16 protein-coding genes and 1 tRNA gene are annotated in these 20102 nt (G+C 40.4%); 1 reads left to right on the top strand and 16 read right to left on the bottom strand.

Going from position 1 to position 20102, the window contains the following annotated elements:
- Positions 1–68 precede the first annotated feature (68 nt).
- The 5 genes from htpG to QLG01_RS11220 form a co-directional block, all read right to left on the bottom strand.
- Positions 69–1988 carry a molecular chaperone HtpG gene (gene htpG / locus QLG01_RS11240; RefSeq protein ID WP_282496461.1) on the bottom strand — a complete coding sequence of 640 codons (1920 nt, stop codon included), beginning with the start codon at positions 1986–1988 and terminating at the stop codon, positions 69–71.
- 102 nt (positions 1989–2090) lie between these two features.
- Positions 2091–2444: a lysozyme inhibitor LprI family protein gene (locus QLG01_RS11235; protein WP_282496460.1), complete on the bottom strand. Its 354-nt coding sequence runs from the start codon at positions 2442–2444 to the stop codon at positions 2091–2093.
- A gap of 189 nt (positions 2445–2633) precedes the next feature.
- Positions 2634–3218, bottom strand: coding sequence for an OmpW family outer membrane protein (locus QLG01_RS11230; RefSeq protein ID WP_004795086.1), 585 nt, complete (start codon positions 3216–3218; stop codon positions 2634–2636).
- Positions 3219–3548: 330 nt separating this feature from the next.
- Complete coding sequence (locus QLG01_RS11225) at positions 3549–4973, bottom strand: Na+/H+ antiporter NhaC family protein (protein WP_005301747.1); 1425 nt, start codon at positions 4971–4973, stop codon at positions 3549–3551.
- Between the two features lie 101 nt (positions 4974–5074).
- Positions 5075–5953, bottom strand: coding sequence for an alpha/beta fold hydrolase (locus QLG01_RS11220; RefSeq protein WP_282496459.1), 879 nt, complete (start codon positions 5951–5953; stop codon positions 5075–5077).
- Positions 5954–6070: 117 nt separating this feature from the next.
- On the opposite strand from QLG01_RS11220, the gene QLG01_RS11215 reads away from it, so the two are divergent.
- Positions 6071–6556 carry a DUF4442 domain-containing protein gene (locus QLG01_RS11215; protein ID WP_005301740.1) on the top strand — a complete coding sequence of 162 codons (486 nt, stop codon included), beginning with the start codon at positions 6071–6073 and terminating at the stop codon, positions 6554–6556.
- Between the two features lie 44 nt (positions 6557–6600).
- On the opposite strand, the gene QLG01_RS11210 is transcribed toward QLG01_RS11215, so the two are convergent.
- The 11 genes from QLG01_RS11210 to QLG01_RS11160 form a co-directional block, all read right to left on the bottom strand.
- Entirely contained in the window at positions 6601–6957 is a 357-nt protein-coding gene (locus QLG01_RS11210) for a hypothetical protein (RefSeq protein ID WP_004795095.1), read from the bottom strand.
- Positions 6958–7172: 215 nt separating this feature from the next.
- The gene (locus QLG01_RS11205) at positions 7173–7538 is read right to left on the bottom strand and encodes a hypothetical protein (protein WP_005301737.1); all 366 of its coding nucleotides are present in this window, start codon (positions 7536–7538) and stop codon (positions 7173–7175) included.
- A 171-nt stretch (positions 7539–7709) separates the two neighbouring features.
- Positions 7710–11903, bottom strand: coding sequence for a DNA-directed RNA polymerase subunit beta' (gene rpoC, locus QLG01_RS11200; RefSeq protein WP_013199106.1), 4194 nt, complete (start codon positions 11901–11903; stop codon positions 7710–7712).
- 86 nt (positions 11904–11989) lie between these two features.
- On the bottom strand, positions 11990–16078 hold the full coding sequence (gene rpoB / locus QLG01_RS11195) for a DNA-directed RNA polymerase subunit beta (protein WP_005301734.1): 4089 nt from the start codon (positions 16076–16078) through the stop codon (positions 11990–11992).
- Positions 16079–16383: 305 nt separating this feature from the next.
- Positions 16384–16749, bottom strand: coding sequence for a 50S ribosomal protein L7/L12 (gene rplL / locus QLG01_RS11190; protein WP_005037257.1), 366 nt, complete (start codon positions 16747–16749; stop codon positions 16384–16386).
- A 48-nt stretch (positions 16750–16797) separates the two neighbouring features.
- On the bottom strand, positions 16798–17304 hold the full coding sequence (rplJ, locus tag QLG01_RS11185; protein ID WP_004699170.1) for a 50S ribosomal protein L10: 507 nt from the start codon (positions 17302–17304) through the stop codon (positions 16798–16800).
- 313 nt (positions 17305–17617) lie between these two features.
- Complete coding sequence (gene rplA / locus QLG01_RS11180; RefSeq protein WP_005301727.1) at positions 17618–18313, bottom strand: 50S ribosomal protein L1; 696 nt, start codon at positions 18311–18313, stop codon at positions 17618–17620.
- Between the two features lie 3 nt (positions 18314–18316).
- Positions 18317–18745 (bottom strand): 50S ribosomal protein L11, encoded by a 429-nt coding sequence (rplK, locus tag QLG01_RS11175; protein ID WP_001074682.1) that lies wholly within the window; start codon positions 18743–18745, stop codon positions 18317–18319.
- Between the two features lie 109 nt (positions 18746–18854).
- Entirely contained in the window at positions 18855–19388 is a 534-nt protein-coding gene (nusG, locus tag QLG01_RS11170) for a transcription termination/antitermination protein NusG (RefSeq protein ID WP_003654499.1), read from the bottom strand.
- Positions 19389–19395: 7 nt separating this feature from the next.
- Positions 19396–19836 carry a preprotein translocase subunit SecE gene (gene secE, locus QLG01_RS11165; protein ID WP_004795106.1) on the bottom strand — a complete coding sequence of 147 codons (441 nt, stop codon included), beginning with the start codon at positions 19834–19836 and terminating at the stop codon, positions 19396–19398.
- A 75-nt stretch (positions 19837–19911) separates the two neighbouring features.
- A tRNA-Trp gene (locus QLG01_RS11160) sits at positions 19912–19987 on the bottom strand.
- Positions 19988–20102: the final 115 nt, after the last annotated feature.

The raw sequence follows: 20102 nt of genomic DNA, 5'->3' as shown, positions 1-20102 counted from the left end.
ATTGTGGATAACTCTTTCTTTATCCACAAAAAAGCCCCTGAAGGTTCAGAGGCTTTTTTTAAACTGAATTATTTCAGCAATAAGCTATTAATACGTTTTACATAAGCTGCTGGGTCTTCCGGTAAACCACCTTCAGCAATAACAGCCTGATCAAAAATGACGTTAGCCAAGTCATCAAACTGTTCTGAACTTTCGAGTTTCTTCACCAATGGATGCTCAGGGTTAATTTCTAAAATTGGTTTGATTTCTGGTACTGCTTGTCCTGCCTGTTTAAGCATACGAATAAGTTGAGGCGATAATTCACCTTCACTTGTCACTAAACATGCAGGAGAATCAACTAGACGTGTCGTTACACGCACTTCTTGCGTTTTAGCTTTCAATGAGTCACTTAGTTTCTCAACAACAGGCTTAAACTGTTCAGCTGCTTGCTCAAGTGCCTTTTTCTCTTCAGCATCTTGTAAGTCACCTAAATCAACCGCCCCTTTAGAGACATTCTTTAATGGTGTACCGTCAAACTCTTGAACAAAATTCATTGCCCATTCATCAACACGTTCAGCCATTAATAATACTTCAATGCCTTTTTTCTTGAACAACTCAAGCTGCGGTGAGTTTTTCGCTGCCGCTAAACTGTCAGCAGTCACATAGTAGATGGCTTTTTGGCCCTCTTTCATACGTGCCTTATAGTCAGCGAAAGAAGTCGTTACTTCATCATTTGTTGATGTCGCATAACGTAATAATTTTAAAATACGTTCGCGGTTACCAAAGTCTTCGCCTAAGCCTTCTTTAAGTACTGAACCAAACTCACTGTAGAACGTCTTGAATTTTTCTTGGTCTTTTTCATTTTCCGATTTAGCCAAGCCATCAAGTACAGTTAATACGCGGCGTGCATTACCTTCACGAATCGTTTTGACATCACGGCTTTCTTGCAACAACTCACGGCTGACATTCAGTGGTAAATCAGCACTATCCACTACACCTTGAACAAAACGTAGATAATTTGGAATTAAATTATCCGCATCATCCATAATAAAGACACGTTTTACATAGAGCTTAATACCCGCTTTGGCTTCACGAGTAAAAATGTCATGTGATGCTTTACTTGGAATATAAAGTAACTGTGTATATTCGGTACTACCTTCAACACGGTTATGCGCCCAAGCCAGTGGCGCTTCAAAGTCATGCGTTAAGTTTTTATAGAACTCAACGTACTGCTCTTCAGTCACTTCGCTCTTGTTACGTGTCCATAAAGCGCTGGCTGAGTTAATTGCTTCCCACTCGCCAGTTTTAACCATTTGGCCGCCTTTAGGCTCTTCACCTTCAGCAACCTCTTCTTCTTGCCAAACTTCTTTTTGCATTTCAATTGGCAAGCTAATGTGATCAGAGTATTTATTAACGATCTGCTTAACTTTATAAGATTCTAAATAATCAAGCGCGTCATCACGTAAGTGAAGAATAATGTCGGTACCACGTGAAGCTTTATCAATTTGTTGAACTTCAAACTCGCCTGTACCACCACTAATCCAACGCACCCCTTCAGATGCATCTAGACCCGCACGGCGTGATTCCACGGTAATTTTATCGGCAACAATAAAACCTGAGTAAAAGCCAACACCAAATTGACCAATCAACTGAGCATCTGCTTTTTGATCGCCAGTCAATTTTGACATGAAATCTTTAGTACCCGATTTTGCAATCGTACCTAAGTTATCAATCGCTTCTTGCTGGTTTAAGCCAATACCATTATCAGAAATCGTTAAAGTTTTATCTTCTTTATTTAAAATGACTCGTACATGTAAATCTGGATCATTTTCATAATATTCAGGATGATTAATTCCTTCAAAACGCAACTTATCGCATGCATCTGATGCATTAGAGATCAGCTCACGTAAGAAAATCTCAGGGTTAGAATAGAGAGAATGCGTCACTAAATGTAAAAGCTGTGCAACTTCCGCTTGGAAACTATAATTTTGTGATGCTTGTTCACTCATAAATCACTCCTTAAATTTTGAAGTCTGTTTGTTCTCGAATGCTTTATGAATGGAGTACTTCTAGAATTTTTCAATCCTGAATATTAAAAATTTTTACTCTAATTAAAATGGACCGTGGCTTAACACTCTATCTTGCAATATCGCGTCTAGCTGCTGTTGTCGTTGTTGATAAGCTTTGCTAATACAACTTACACCAGCCGCACAGGCATTTCTTTTTTTTAGCCATTGTTGCTGAGCATCTTTTTGGTTGTCCCGCCCGCCCATTGGTAAAGCATGCAGAACAATTTGATAGGTCGTCGCCATTTTCACATCGGCATCATTTAAAGAACGGTTTTTACAAATACTTTTTTCCGTTTTCGTTTTTGCAGTATCACATGAGAAACTTGCGGCTTGCAAACTCTGTGTAAAAGCAATACCACTAAAAACAGCCAAACACATCGCTAATTTTTTGTTCATGATTTTATTCCCATGTTTTGTAATGAATAGAAATTAGTTTAGAAAAAAATTAGCATAAGATATGTATAAAACTGTCTGTTTTATGCTTTTTTTAGTGCAAATAAAATCCATAAAAAAACCTCACATAAAATATATGTGAGGTGCCTGAGTCTAGGTTTATTATTATATTTTTTCTATTTATTATTATGCTTAAAATTTATAGCTATAACCTAAAGTGTAAACAAACGGATTAATATCTAGATCAAACTTAGTCCCATCATTTAAAGTAACTTCTGGGCTTATATCAGCATAACGAACATCTACAAATACTCCCCAGTTTTTAGCATCTGCAGGTTGGAAATTAAAACCAACTTGTCCTGCCACACCAAAATCTTCTTTCACATCTTTTACAATGCCATCTTCATCCCAAGCAATAAATGCTGTTGCACCAACACCAATATATGGCGTAAAACGAGTCGAATTTTTAAAATGATATTTAGCAGTAATCGTTGGTGGTAACTGTTTAAGACTCGCTACCTTATTTCCATTTAGCAACACATCATGGTTAACAGGTGCTGCTAATAATAACTCTGCCGAAAATGGAGACTGACCAAAAAAGTATTCTACCGATGGTGTAAATGCATATTCATGATCTGCTTTAACTACAGTGTTTTCAGCAAGTGTCGTATCTTCCGAAGGAGCGATAACACTTCCACCAAATTTAACTTGCCAGTTACCAGCAAAAGTAAAAGAAGACATCCCCATTAATGCAACAACTAAAACTTTTTTGAACACTTTAATATCTCCAAACTTATTTATATTTATAATAAACATGTATTTTAAAATCATGCAATACACATTATAAAATTAATTTATCATTTATTTTTAAATAACTGTTTTAAATAAAATTATATATTAACCAACCATTTTAATTGGTTTTTATTCCAACCTTATTAATCAAGATTATTTTATATTACCAACCATTTTAATATACTTTTTAATTCTGAGTATTTTAATATAATTTATTTTAAATACATCTTTTATTTAACCAATAAAAAAACCTTCTTAATTTAAATCTAAAGATCATCATTAAGAAGGTTAATAATTTAATGTTTTATAAAAAATCTATAAAACCATTGCAGCAATCCAGCCAAAAATTAATAGCGGAATATTGAAATGAATAAATGTAGGTACAACCGTATCCCATATATGGTCATGTTGCCCATCTACACCTAAACCAGCTGTTGGGCCTAAGGTCGAATCAGAAGCTGGCGAGCCTGCATCACCTAATGCTGCTGCTGTTCCAATAAGGGCAATCGTCGCTAATGGTGAAAATCCAAACTGTACGCATAACGGTACATAAATAACGGCCAACACAGGTACACTTGAGAAAGATGAACCAATACCAATCGTGACAAATAAACCAATACAAAGCATTAAGAAAGCTGCAAGTGCTCGATTATCCCCAATGATTTCAACCACACCTTTGACCAGTTGATTGATATCCCCTGTATGCGTCATTACCGATGCAAAGCCCGCAGCAGAAATCATAATGAAACCTACCAAAGCCATCATTCGCATGCCTTGTACAAAGACATCATCTGCATCTTGCCACTTAAAAATTCCGGCAGTAGAGAGAACAGCAAAACCGACTAAACCACCTAAAATCATTGAACCCGAATAGAGCTGTGCAGCGAGTGTCAGGCCAATTGCAAGCAATGCCATATAGATCGTTTTCTTTGCAATTACGGGTGCTTGCTCTGCCTCATGCTTTAACTCTTCTGCATCTGCTTTTAAGTCAGCTGTTTCATCTTGCGCTGTTGCACGAAGAGGTTTATCTAAATCAATCGTTGTAGTTGGTGTAATAGCGCGATCAGCATAAATTCTTGGTTTACGGTAGCTAATAAATACAGCAACCAAAGTACCTAAAACCATTCCCAGAACTGGAATAGCCATGCCAATTGACATCATGCCACGCTCTACATGTAAGCCATACGCTGCGCCAACTTTGTTGATATTCCCCATCAAAATTTGTTCAAGGAAAATTGCACCAAATCCAACCGGAAGAAAAATATAAGTTCCGACTAAACCTAGCGTAAGCACACAGGCTGCTGCTCGACGATCTAACTTTAAATGGTTCATTACCCGTAATAATGGCGGAACGAGCACAGGGATAAAGGCAATATGAACCGGGATAAGGTTCTGAGAGAAAATAGCAGCGATGAGTAAAATACCTAACAGTAGATATTTCACTTTCGTTTCGCGGCTTTTTCCTGCTTCCATTCCCAACAAACCAATCAGTTTATGGGCAAGTAAATCAGGTAAACCAGATTTTGAAAGTGCCAGAGCAAATGCACCTAACACAGCATAGGCAAGTGCAACTTCAGCACCATCGCCAAGACCAGCGTTAAAGGCATCAACGGTTTGAGAAAGGCTTAAACCTGCTACGAGGCCGCCTACAATGGCAGAAACCACTAAAGTCAGTACGACAGAAACGCGTGCCAGTGATAATAAAAACATCACTGCAATCGCAATAACGACAGCATTCATGAATAAATTCAGAGCAAAACAAAAGGCGACATTCTATCAGATTCAGACCTATGAAGCCGAAAATATCGCCGAATTAACAGTTTTATGCAGTCACTCAATGATTAAGCTTGGGCCTTAATAAACTGACGAATATGATCTGCAATTTTTTCCGGCTCACTTAGAATTGCCCAGTGATTTGCTTCAAACTCTACATATTCAAAATTTTCTACCCACTTTGGCATAGCCTCAGTAATATATTCAGGGCTCACAAAAGTATCATATTTTAAAATAACGGCTTTAACTGGACATTGAGCATAACGCTGACGAGGGCCAGTTAAACGAGGAATAAAATTTGCCCGATATAAATTAATGCCATATTTCCCATCTGCATTAATATTATTATTTAAAGGTAAATTACTTTTTCTCTCTAGCTGAGTCAGGACTTTCCCCCATTTTTCAGGGCTAAAAAGAGACCATACTGTTGGTGCTAACAAAGGAAGATGGAATGCACCGATATACCAAGATTTGGTTAATATTTTTAGGATCTGAGCTGGTGAAGATTTAAATTTATCACGCAAAAATAAAGCAGCATGGTCAAGACATGGCCCAGAAATGGTTGTGTATGATAATAACCGTCCTTTAAATTTAGGCTCAGTTACCGACTCCCAAGATTGAATTGAACCCCAATCGTGTGCAGCCATATGGAATTGACGATTTTGTAATAATTCATCAACCACTTCTTGTAAATCTAGAGATAACCGCTCTAAACGGTAATCGCGTATACGTTTTGGTATAGACGACAAACCCGCCCCACGTACATCATAGGTGACAATGTAAAAGTCATTGATTAAATTTTCAATGATTGATTCCCATACTTCTTGATTGTCAGGATAACCATGTACTAAAACCAACGGTGTATTTTTTTCGTCGCCCCATGTTTTGGCACAAAGGGTTTGTTGGTCACTTGTTGTTACTGTATGAACTTTTGGCTGCATAATCATTTCCTATCTTGTTTTTCAATCGATCATGTCGTTAGTCGGATAGAGCATTGCCATCAATATAAAAAAGATGATACTTATCTAGTATGAATACTGTTTCAATAAAAAAAATTGACTATTATGGCTATTTTAAGAAGACTTCAGAACAATCCTACGATTTCAAAATTTCTATTTAATCATTACCCACCTTATCGTGGTGCAGGGATTTATATTGAAATCATGAATTTAGAACTTTGCCATGTACGTGTGAAAATGCCGCTGACTTGGAAAAACCAAAACTTGGTCGGAACACACTTTGGGGGCAGTCTTTATTCAATGGTTGATCCATTTTACATGATGATTCTGCTGCATCATCTCGGATCAAAATATATTGTCTGGGATAAAGCTGCTGAAATTAATTTTCTTTCCCCTGGTCGAAGTACAGTACATGCAGACATTCGAGTAGATTTAGCTGAGATTGAGCAAATACGTGAGCTTGCTGAAAACTACGACCCTGTTTTAAGAACTTATCATCTAAACATTTTTGATGAATCTGGGGTAAGAATTGCCGAAGTTAAAAAAACGCTTTATATCCGACGTAAAAAAGCAAAACCTTTCCCTCAATGAAAATAAGCGCTAAAAAGCGCTTATTTTATTCAATCAATAGGGTGTTATCTTTTTTCTTCAATCGCTGCACCAGCACCACCACCGATCGCACCGCCAATTGCAGCACCAGAGTCACCACCCAATATTGCTTTACCTACCACAGAACCAATACCAGCTCCGATTGCACTCTTAGTCGTGGTTTGTTTACTACCGCCTTGGCTATTTGAACCAACACCAGCACCTACTGCTGCACCTAAGCCTGCACCAACACCACCACCTACATGGTTACCTAAGCCACCACCTAGTGCTCCACCTGCTGCTGCTGCACCAATACGCTGGTCAGACGGACTCATATTTTGACAACCCGTAATCATAAGCGTAGACAACATTAAAGCAGAAACTAATCCTATTGTTTTTTTCATGGCCATACTCCTACTACCTGTTCTAATAAAAAGAATAATCCTCTTTTATGAGGAATTTGATCAGATTGTGTTATTCATCTGTCCTAATCGATTGATATTTTGTAAAGCTCATCTATTTATACTCATCAAACAAAATTTTAATTATAAAAAAGACATAAAAAAGAAGTCTCTAACAGGTTAAAGACTTCTAGGCTTAAACATTATTAGGAATAATTTTAGTACTTCCCTTTCTTCTCTTCATAAGCTGCGCCCGCACTACCACCCAGTGCTCCACCTGTAGCAGCACCGGCATCGCCACCAATGATTGCACCACCTAACACCGCACCAACACCGGCACCAATTGCACTATTACGCACGGTTTTACTACTAGATCCTTTTGCATTAGCTGCTACGCCAGCACCGAGAGCCGCTCCTAAACCTGCGCCAATATTACCACCCACATGTTTACCTACAGCACCACCTGCACCACCACCAATCGCAGCCGAACCAATACGTTTACTCTCTGGGCTTGCATTTTGGCAACCAACAAACAAAGTTGTTGACATCAGGCCAACGCTCACAATCATCATCATTTTTTTCATTAGATTTACTCCAGTCTTCATAAGCATGTAGCCTAATCTGTTTTTGTGGAGCGTTTATCCTGCTTAAGTAATAAAATAATGGCTCTTTAATATGTTTATGTAATTACCACTTTTAATTGTTATAAATAAAAAAAGGCACCCTGAGGTGCCTTTTTTAGTGCCAGTCTAAACTTAGAATTGTTCTGAGTTTAATGCTTGGCTAAATGCTTGGTCTACTTCGCTGAAGTCATTATGAAGCTCATGTTCAGCAGCTTCTGCTTCTTGACGACGACGTTCTAAGTGGTATGCAAGACCAGTACCAGCTGGAATCAAGCGACCCACTACAACGTTTTCTTTCAAGCCACGTAAATCATCTTCTTTACCTGTTACAGCAGCTTCAGTTAACACACGAGTTGTTTCCTGGAACGATGCAGCAGAGATGAACGAGTCTGTAGAAAGCGATGCTTTCGTAATACCCATCAATTGACGTTCAAACTTCGCAGGGAACTTGTTCTGAGCCAAGACAGCTTGGTTCTCTTGAACAACGCGGATGTAATCCACTTGCTCGCCTTTGATGAAGCTTGTATCGCCACCATCAGTGATATCAACTTTACGCAACATTTGACGTACGATAACTTCAATATGTTTGTCGTTGATTTTTACACCTTGGAGACGGTATACGTCTTGAACTTCGTTCACGATGTAGTTAGTTAATGCAACTTCACCTTTCAAACGTAAGATGTCGTGCGGGTTTTGTGGACCATCAGAAACTGTTTCACCACGGTTCACATGCTCGCCTTCGAACACGTTGATTTGACGCCATTTTGGAATCAATTCTTCGTAAATCTCAGAACCATCATCTGGGGTAATTACTAAACGGTTTTTACCTTTAGTTTCTTTACCGAAGCTTACAACACCTGAAACTTCAGCAAGAATTGCATGTTCTTTCGGTTTACGTGCTTCGAACAAGTCAGCTACACGCGGAAGACCACCGGTAATATCACGAGTACGTGATGTTTCTTGTGGTACACGACCAATAACGTCACCCACACCAATCGTTTCGCCATCGCGAACAGTTACGATTGTGTTTTGTGGCAAGAAGTAGAACTGTTCGCCGCCATCTGTTGTATCCAACACGATTGCAGGACGTAAATCTTTACCAGAAGCAGGACGAGCTGTTACAGGCAAGATTTCAACAGTAGTCATACCAGTTGCATCATCAGTTTTCGATGTTGCAGTTACACCATCAGCGATTTGACTGAAACGTGCTTTACCAGCAACTTCTGTTACTAATGGATGTGTATGCGGATCCCAAGTCGCTACGATGCCGCCAGCTTCTACAGCTTCACCATCTTTCAACAAGATGCTTGCACCGTAAGGAAGTTTATAACGCTCGCGCTCACGACCTAAATCATCGGCAATACCAATTTCACCTGAACGTGAAACTGAAACCAAGTGGCCTTTTGCATGTTGTACAGTTTTCACGTTATGGAAACGTACAGTACCTTTGTTACGTACTTGAACACTGTTTGCAGCAGAAGTTCGGCTCGCAGCACCACCAACGTGGAACGTACGCATCGTTAACTGTGTACCTGGTTCACCAATAGATTGTGCTGCCATTACACCAACTGATTCACCTGGGTTAACCAAGTGACCACGTGCAAGGTCACGGCCATAACATCTAGCACATACACCAAAAGCAGATTCACAAGCAATTACTGAACGTACTTTGACTTCATCCACACCCGCTTCTTCAAGATGAGCTGCGATTTTTTCGTCAATTAACGTACCACGAGGTAATACAACTTCATCATCAGATGCACGACGTACGTCTTCAGCAGTTACACGACCTAATACGCGGTCACGTAATGGCTCAATGACATCACCACCTTGAATGAATGGAGTCATTACCAAACCACCAGCTGTACCACAGTCAGGTTCGGTAATTACTAAATCTTGCGCTACGTCTACAAGACGACGAGTCAAGTAACCAGAGTTCGCAGTTTTTAATGCTGTATCGGCCAAACCTTTACGCGCACCGTGTGTTGAAATAAAGTACTGAAGTACTGTTAAACCTTCACGGAAGTTCGCTTTAATCGGTGTTTCGATAATCGAACCATCCGGTTTTGCCATCAAGCCACGCATACCAGCAAGCTGACGAATCTGCGCCGCACTACCACGGGCACCAGAGTCAGACATCATATAGATGCTGTTGAATGATTTTTGTTTCTCGTCTTCACCTTGTTTGTTTTTCACAAGTGTATAAGACAAGTTATCCATCATCGCTTTAGCAACTTGGTCGTTTGTACGCGCCCAGATATCGACAACTTTGTTATAACGCTCACCAGCAGTTACGAAACCTTGTTCGAACTGTTGTTCGATTTCACGAACTTCTGTTTCAGCTTTATCAATAATTGTGTGTTTAGTAGGTGGAATTAACATGTCTTCCATACCTACAGATACACCTGAACGAGTCGCTTGACGGAAGCCCAAGTACATTAATTGGTCAGCAAAGATAACAGTATCTTTCAAACCAAGTTTACGGTAGCAAGAGTTGATTAACTTCGAGATATTCTTTTTAGTCATCTCAAGGTTGATCATGTCAAAGCTTAAGCCTTGTGGAACAACTTCCCAAAGCAAACAACGACCTGGTGTCGTATCAACAATAATAGTTCCGTGTTCACGTTCACCATTTTCATTGATAACAGTTTGATGCACACGCACTTTAACACGAGCATGGATCGCAACCTGACCAGTTGCAAGTGCACGGTTTACTTCGTGAGTATCAGCAAACACCATGCCTTCGCCTTTAGCATTTACTGCATCACGCGTGATGTAGTAAAGACCCAAGACAACGTCCTGAGAAGGAACGATGATCGGCTCACCATTCGCTGGTGACAAGATGTTGTTTGTTGACATCATCAATGCACGAGCTTCTAACTGTGCTTCAAGTGTCAATGGAACGTGTACCGCCATTTGGTCACCATCGAAGTCGGCGTTAAACGCAGCACAAACGAGTGGGTGAAGACGGATTGCCTTACCTTCAATAAGAATAGGTTCAAATGCTTGAAGACCTAAACGGTGAAGTGTTGGCGCACGGTTCAACATTACTGGATGTTGACGAATTACAGAAGCAAGAACGTCCCAAACTTCTGGAGTCTCGCGCTCAACCATTTTCTTCGCAGCTTTAATGGTTGTTGCTTGACCTGAAGCTTGTAGTTTCGCAAAAATAAATGGCTTGAATAATTCAAGTGCCATTTTCTTCGGAAGACCACATTGGTGAAGACGTAAAGTAGGACCTACAGTAATTACCGAACGGCCAGAATAGTCAACACGCTTACCAAGTAAGTTCTGACGGAAACGACCTTGTTTACCTTTGATCATATCTGCCAAAGATTTTAATGGACGTTTGTTAGAACCGGTAATTGCACGACCACGACGACCGTTATCAAGTAATGCATCTACAGACTCTTGTAACATACGTTTTTCATTACGTACGATAATGTCTGGTGCTGCAAGATCAAGAAGACGCTTCAAACGGTTGTTACGGTTAATGACACGACGATATAAATCGTTCAAGTCAGAAGTCGCGAAACGACCACCTTCAAGTGGAACCAATGGACGTAAATCAGGTGGAAGTACAGGAAGTACATTCATCACCATCCATTCCGGCTTGTTGTTTGAATCGTTGAATGCTTCCATCAATTTCAAGCGTTTAGACGCTTTTTTCAACTTCGTTTCAGAAGTTGTTTGAGGAATTTCTTCACGTAATCGTGCGATTTCAGCTTCAAGATCGATATCTTTTAATAAGTCCTGAATCGCTTCTGCACCCATTTTCGCAGTGAATTCATCACCGTGCTCTTCAAGTGCATTGAAGTATTCTTCGTCTGTTAAAAGTTGGTACTTTTCAAACGGAGTCATACCAGGATCAGTTACAACGTATGATTCGAAATACAATACGCGTTCGATATCACGAAGCGTCATATCAAGTAATAAACCGATACGAGATGGTAACGATTTTAAGAACCAGATATGTGCAACTGGAGAAGCGAGTTCAATGTGACCCATACGTTCACGACGAACTTTCGCTGTAGTTACTTCAACGCCACATTTTTCACAAATGACGCCTTTGTATTTCATACGCTTGTATTTACCACACAAGCATTCGTAATCTTTTACTGGACCAAAAATTTTGGCACAGAACAAACCGTCACGTTCTGGTTTAAAAGTACGGTAGTTAATTGTCTCAGGTTTTTTAACTTCACCATGAGACCATGACTTAATCATTTCTGGTGACGCAAGACCAATACGGATACGGTCAAACTCAATTGGTGCATGACCATCTGAGTCCGTTTTCTTACGCATGATATCGAGCAAGTCTTTCAATTTTTTTCTCCGTGTGTCGGGAAGCAACGCTTACCCGACTGGGTCACAAATATTGTTTTTTCCTAAAAAATCGTGAGTCTTACGACTTAGTCACCATTTTTCAGTTCAATGTTGATACCTAAAGAACGGATCTCTTTGGTCAATACGTTGAACGATTCAGGCATACCCGGATCCATATAATGGTTACCATCTACAATATTCTTATAGATGCGTGTACGACCTTCAACGTCATCCGACTTAACAGTTAACATCTCTTGAAGAGTATATGCTGCGCCGTAAGCTTCAAGTGCCCAGACCTCCATCTCACCGAAACGCTGACCACCGAACTGTGCTTTACCACCAAGCGGTTGTTGTGTAACAAGTGAGTAAGAACCAGTTGAACGTGCATGCATTTTGTCATCAACCAAGTGGTTCAATTTGAGCATGTACATGTAACCTACAGTTACAGGACGATCAAACTGTTCACCCGTACGACCATCAAACAATACTGTTTGACCAGTACGTGAAATGTCAGCTAATTCAAGTAAATCTTTAATTTGGCTTTCTTCAGCACCATCAAATACAGGAGTAGCTAAAGGCACACCAGCACGTAAGTTGCCAGAAAGAGCTAAAACTTCAGCATCAGTTAAGCTATCAAGATCTTCTTGCTCGCCACCAACTTTGTTATAAATCTTGTCTAAGAATTCGCGAAGTTCTAAAACTGTACGCTGTTCTTTCAACATTTTTTCGATTTTATCGCCAAGCCCTTTAGCCGCCATACCCAAGTGAGTCTCAAGAATCTGACCCACGTTCATACGAGATGGTACACCCAATGGGTTCAATACGATATCTACTGGTACACCGTTCGCATCGTGTGGCATGTCTTCAACAGGTAAAATGTTAGATACAACACCTTTGTTACCGTGACGACCAGCCATTTTATCACCAGGCTGAATACGACGTTTAACTGCTAGGTAAACTTTAACAACTTTCAGAACGCCTGTTGTTAACTCATCACCAGTCGAAAGCTTACGTTTCTTCTCTGCAAACTTCTCATCAATTTCTGCGCTCTTCTCTTTCAAGAACACTTGAATTTGAGATAAACGTTCAGCAATTGCTTCGTCTGTAGGTTGGATTTCAAGTAAGTCAACAAGCTCTAAACCAGACAACATATCTTCAACAAGTTTGTCGCCACGTTTAGTCGAACCACCACCGTTAGATTCTTGGCCTTTAAGCAAACGAATTACACGCTCACGAGCTGCTTCTTCAAAGATCTTGTATTCTTCTTTCAAGTCTTTACGGTAAGAGTCAAGCTGTGCTTTTTCAATTGCTAACGCACGGTCATCTTTCTCTAAGCCATCACGAGTGAAGACTTGAACATCGATAACTGTACCTTTAGTACCAGATGGAACACGTAAAGACGAGTCTTTAACGTCAGCTGCTTTCTCACCGAAGATTGCACGAAGCAATTTTTCTTCAGGAGTTAACTGAGTTTCACCTTTAGGCGTTACTTTACCAACAAGGATGTCACCAGCAGTAACTTCAGCACCGATATAAACGATACCTGATTCATCAAGTTTAGAAAGTGCAGCTTCACCTACGTTAGGAATATCGGCAGTAATTTCTTCTGCACCTAACTTAGTATCACGTGCTACACATGATAATTCTTGAATATGAATAGAAGTTAAACGGTCTTCTTGAAGTACGCGCTCAGATAACAAGATCGAGTCTTCGTAGTTGTAACCATTCCACGTCATGAACGCTACACGCATGTTTTGACCAAGCGCAAGCTCACCCATATCTGTTGACGGGCCGTCTGCCAAAATGTCACCGCGAGCAACTTTGTCGCCCAAATTCACGATAATATTTTGGTTAATACAAGTGTTTTGGTTAGAACGTGTATATTTAATGAGGTTGTAAATATCTACACCAGCCTCACCTGCAATCATTTCATCTTCGTTTACACGAATAACGATACGAGAAGCATCTACATATTCAATCGCACCACCACGGTTTGCGATCACACATACACCAGAGTCACGTGCTACGTTTGCTTCCATACCTGTACCTACAAGCGGTTTATCCGCACGTAGAGTAGGAACGGCCTGACGTTGCATGTTTGAACCCATTAATGCACGGTTCGCGTCATCGTGTTCAAGGAATGGAATAAGTGATGCAGCTACAGATACAACCTGCTGTGCAGATACATCCATATGCGTCACTTTTTCAGGTGGAATACGTACGAATTCACCTTGATGACGAACAGAAACAAACTCTTCTGTTAAGTTACCATCTTTATCTACAGCAGAATCGGCCTGTGCAATAACAGTACCTACTTCTTCAATAGCAGAAAGGTATTCAACAGCATCAGTTACTCGGCCATCTACCACTTTACGGTATGGTGTTTCCAAGAAACCAAAATCATTTGCTTTTGCATAAACAGAAAGCGAGTTGATCAAACCAATGTTTGGACCTTCAGGCGTTTCAATTGGACATACACGACCATAGTGAGTTTGATGTACGTCACGTACTTCAAAGCCCGCACGTTCACGCGTTAAACCACCAGGTCCAAGCGCTGAAACACGACGTTTATGTGTAATTTCAGATAATGGGTTGTTTTGATCCATAAACTGAGACAATTGGCTTGAACCAAAGAATTCTTTGATTGCAGCTGCAACTGGTTTTGCGTTAATGAGATCTTGCGGAGACAAATTATCTGTTTCTGCTTGGCTTAAACGCTCTTTAACAGCACGTTCAACACGAACTAAACCAACACGGAATTGGTTTTCAGTCATTTCACCAACAGAACGTACACGACGGTTACCTAAGTGATCGATATCGTCGACTTCACCTTTACCGTTACGGATTTCAACTAATGTACGTAATACATCGATGATATCTTCGTGCGATAAAATACCTTCTACTTCACGTGACTTCTGGTCAGTACCAACTTCGTATGGGCGACCCAAACGACGGTTAAACTTCATACGACCTACTGGAGATAAGTCATAACGTTCAGAAGAGAAGAATAAGTTATTAAATAAGTTTTCAGCAGCTTCTTTTGTTGGTGGCTCGCCTGGACGCATTACTTTATAGATTTCAACTAATGCTTCTTCACGACCAGATGTTGTGTCAGCACGTAATGAGTCAGCAACAAATGAACCACGGTCAATATCGTTCGTAAACAAGATATTGAATTGTTTAACGCCACCTTCTGCTAGTTTCACCATAACTTCATGGCTTAACAATGTATTTGCAGCAATCACATCACCATTACGTAAAGTAATGTCTTCAGCAGTGATACGCTCATACAAGTACTCATCAGGAACTGATAGCTTAGCTAAACCAGAAGCTTCCATTTGACGTACGTGACGTGCATTAATACGTTTACCTTGTTCAACAATGATTTTACCGTCATTGTCAGCAATATCAAATTGCGCCATTTCGCCACGCAGACGATCTGGAACGAGGTCAATTTGATAGCTACCCATATCAAGATATACAGGCACTTTCTCATAGAACAAATTCAAGATTTGTTCATTGTTATAACCCAATGCACGCAACACAACAGTTGCTAATAATTTACGACGACGGTCAATACGTACATAAACTAAATCTTTAGCATCAAATTCGAAATCTAACCATGAACCACGGTAAGGAATAATACGTGCAGAATAAAGTACTTTACCACTTGAATGTGTTTTGCCTTTATCGTGATCGAAGAACACACCAGGTGAACGATGTAATTGAGATACAATTACACGCTCAGTACCATTGATAACAAAGGTACCGTTGTCTGTCATGAGTGGCATTTCACCCATGTAGACTTCTTGTTCACGTACGTCTTTAATAGATTTAGTTTCGCGATCTTTAATAATCAAACGAATTTTTACGCGCATTGGTGCCGCATAAGTCGAACCACGTAAAATACATTCACGCACATCAAACTCAGGCTTACCAAGGCTATACTCAACAAATTCTAAAGCAGCATTGCCAGAATAACTTTCTATAGGAAAAACTGAACGAAATGCGGCTTGGAGACCGATATCTTCGCGGTTTTTTGGAGATTTGCCGCCTTGTAAGAACGTTCTATACGAATCGACCTGAATCGAAAGTAAGTACGGTGCTTCCATTACTTGGGGCAATTTACCAAAATTCTTACGGATCCGTTTCTTTTCGGTATATGAGTATGCCATCTGGAGTCCTCGGAAAGTAAACCAAGCCCGCCTGCAGAACGGGCTCAGAAGGAATTACACAGGCCGATATGGCCACCACTGTTTACAAATGCTGCAATTTTTAGTGGTATTAAAACGCTTAACAATATTTTTTAAAAAGAAAAATATTGGTAAGCATTTGAAATTACTTTGATTCTTCTGAAATATAACAGTTATTGTACAGAACAAACAAAAATCGAGCCGATTATTGTAACGCAAAAAGGCTGATGACCCAAGAGCCATCAGCCATTTTATGGAGCCGATTTAAAAACCGACTCCTTTTACAATTACTTAAGTGTAACTGTAGCACCAGCTTCTTCAAGTTTCTTCTTAAGTTCTTCGCCTTCTTCTTTAGAAACGCCTTCTTTAAGAACTTGTGGAGCACCTTCAACTAGGTCTTTAGCTTCTTTAAGACCAAGGCCAGTTGCTTCACGAACTGCTTTAATTACAGCTACTTTGTTAGCACCAAAAGAAGTCAACTCAACGTTGAATTCAGATTGTTCTTCAGCAGCAGCAGCAGCAGGAGCAGCAGCTACAGCTACAGCAGCAGCAGATACGTTGAATTTTTCTTCAAAAGCAGAAATAAGTTCAACAAGTTCAAGAACAGTTTTTTCAGCAACTGCGTTTAGGATTTCTTCGTTTGTTAAAGCCATGAGATTAACTCCAAATGGGTATTGAATGGTGTGGAAGTAGATTTAAGCTTAAGCAGCTTCTGACTCGTTTTTCTCTTGAAGCGCTGTAAGTAAGCGACCCAATTTCGAAATAGGAGCTTGAAGAACAGATGCGAGCATAGTAAGCGCTTTTTCTTGGTTTGGAAGATTTGCGATAACGCTAACATCAGCACCTTGATAAAGTTTGCCGTCAAATGCAGCAGCTTTTAATTCAAATGCTTTGTTAGTTTTAGCAAATTCTTCAAACAAGCGTGCAGCTGCACCCATATCGTCTTCAGAAGTTGAGAATGCTAAGATTGTTGGGCCAACAAGGTTGTCATTCAAGATTGCAAATTGCGTATCTTGAAGAGCACGTTTAGCCAAAGTATTACGTACAACGCGTGTAGCAACACCTAGTTTACGAGCTTCAACACGAAGAGTAGTTAATTGCTCAACGGTTAAACCTTGATAGTCAGCAACAACGGCAGCGAACGCTGTAGAAGCAGTTTGAGCCACTTCAGCAACGATCTGTTTTTTGCTTTCAATAAGAAGAGCCATTGTAAAACCTCCTAACGGTGATTTATGTACTCAAAAAAGTACACTCCCAATTCGCAAGTCAATAAGGATTTGACTTGCACGCGGAGGAGGAATAAATCACACCACCGCGTCTACGCAGGCTGGGCTATTAAGAAGATATTCATAAGAAGTCTCTTCGCCTGTGGTCTTTGACGCTGATAAATTTACATTTATCAATTCAAAGTCCGCCTGATGAGTGAGGAAACAAAGCAATACTTTGAATGGGTATAAAAACCTATGATTTTTATACCCTGCCCTCAATCAGGACTTTAAAATTCTTGACCAAGTTTTAAACTTAGTTAGAAACGTTGCTTACATCAACAGTAAGACCAGGACCCATAGTTGAGCTCAAAGTGATCTTTTTGATGTATACACCTTTAGAAGTTGCAGGTTTTAACTTTTTCAAGTCAGCAACTAAGGTTTCAACGTTTTGACGGATAGCAGCAGCTTCAAAGCCTAATTGACCGATCGCAGCATGGATAATACCCGCTTTGTCTACACGGTAACGAGCCTGACCAGATTTAGCGTTTTTAACAGCATTCGCTACGTCAGGAGTTACAGTACCAACTTTAGGGTTTGGCATTAAACCACGTGGACCAAGAATTGTACCGAGCTTACCAACAACACGCATAGCGTCAGGAGCAGCGATTACAACATCAAAGTCAAGGTTTCCACCTTGGATGCTTTCAGCAAGGTCATCAAAACCTACAACATCAGCACCAGCTTCTTTAGCAGCTTCTGCTTGCGCGCCTTGAGCAAATACAGCTACACGTACAGTTTTACCAGTACCTGCAGGTAATGTAGTTGCACCACGAACAACCTGATCAGATTTACGTGGGTCTACCCCAAGATTTACAGCTACATCCAAAGATTCTTTGAACTTTGCAGCAGGTAGGCTGTTAAGAACTTGCACTGCTTCTTCCAAAGTGTAAACTTTGTTTGCTTCAACAGCAGCAGCAATGGCTTTTTGACGTTTAGTTAACTTTGCCATGTCTTATAGCTCCACTTCCAAGCCCATAGAACGCGCAGAACCAGCAATGGTACGTACACGTGCGTCTAAATCAGCACCAGTTAAATCTGGTTCTTTAGTAGTCGCAATTTCTTCTAACTGAGCACGAGTCAACTTACCAACTTTAGTTTTGTTTGGTACAGATGAACCCTTTTGGATACCAGCAGCTTTCTTAAGAAGAATAGAAGCTGGAGGAGTTTTCATGATGAATGTGAACGACTTGTCGTTGTACACAGTAATCACTACAGGAATTGGAAGACCTGGTTCAACTTTTTGTGTAGCAGCATTGAATTCTTTACAGAATGCCATGATGTTTACACCACGTTGACCTAATGCAGGACCAATTGGTGGAGATGGATTTGCTTTACCAGCTGGAACTTGCAGCTTGATATAGCCGTCAATCTTCTTAGCCATTTTAAAATACCTCTGGGTACGAACGCCGCTAGGCTCCCCAATCTTTACGCAACACTACTGTTACAACAACAATGCCCGATAAAATCGGGCGCTTTTCAACCAATTAAGATTAAATCGTTTTTTCGACTTGGCGAAATTCGAGTTCAACCTGAGTTGGTCGATTAAATACATTAATCGTCAACGTCAAACGTGACTTTTCGTATTGAACTTCTTCCACCACACCTTTAAAGTCTGTGAATGGACCGTCAATAACAAGTAATTCTTCACCAGGCTCAAACATCGTCTTAGGACGTGGTGCTTCACCTGTATTACGTACACGCGCAAGAATCGCATCTGCTTCGCGCTGAGTGATTGGTGCTGGTTTTTCAGGTGTACCACCAATGAAACCTAGAACCTTTGGACATTCTTTAACGATATGCCAAGTATCATCATTCATTTCCATTTCGACTAATACATAGCCAGGAAAGAATTTACGCTCAGATTTACGTTTCTTACCATCCTTCATTTCTACCACTTCTTCGGTAGGAACAAGGACATCACCAAAGCTATCAGCAACAGCGCTACGCTGGATTCGTTCTGTAAGCGAACGCAACACTTGTTTTTCATAGCCAGAGTAGGCATGAATAATGTACCAACGTTTCATAGCTCTTTTACCCGATAATCAACTTAATTAACCAACCCAAACCATAGTCAAAGCACCATAAAACCAATGATGCAACAACTACAACCAATAGAACCTGCCACGATGTAGTGACTGTTTCTTGTTTTGTTGGCCAAGTTACTCGACGCAATTCGACTCGTGCATCTTTTAGCAAACGAACGAAGCCTTTACCTTGATGGGTGGCGTATAATAAACCTAAAGCCACAACGATACAAGCAAAAATTGCCCCAACGCGCACCCAAATATTATTTGCAGGCGCCCAATACGCTGGTAAATACTGATTCACCATAGTAGCTAAAAGCAAGAATGCAATTGCAATCACCCATAGAACAATATCTAGAGGCGAACCAGAACGAACAACTTCAGCAGAATTATTTCTTTGAGGAATTGGCGCGTCGCTCAATGCGTCACGCGATTTATCATTCGACATTTTTGTACTCGTCGTAGAACTCGCGACTTATTATATGAACAACTAAGCCAGCATCAAGCTTTTTATTTCAAAATATGGCAGGTCAGGAGGGACTCGAACCCCCAACATTCGGTTTTGGAGACCGACGCTCTACCAATTGAACTACTGACCTATAATGCAAGTTGAGAGCCAAAGCCCTCAACCTGAGACGTAATCCGTCACTATATTATGCTTATGCAGTTACTTTCGCAACAACACCAGCACCTACAGTACGACCACCTTCACGG

The organism is Acinetobacter sp. V89_4 (genome assembly GCF_029967875.1).
Classification (GTDB): Bacteria; Pseudomonadota; Gammaproteobacteria; order Pseudomonadales; family Moraxellaceae; genus Acinetobacter; species Acinetobacter oleivorans.
The sequence above is the reverse complement of the archived record's forward strand: the minus strand, read 5'-3'. Positions and strand labels throughout refer to the sequence as shown.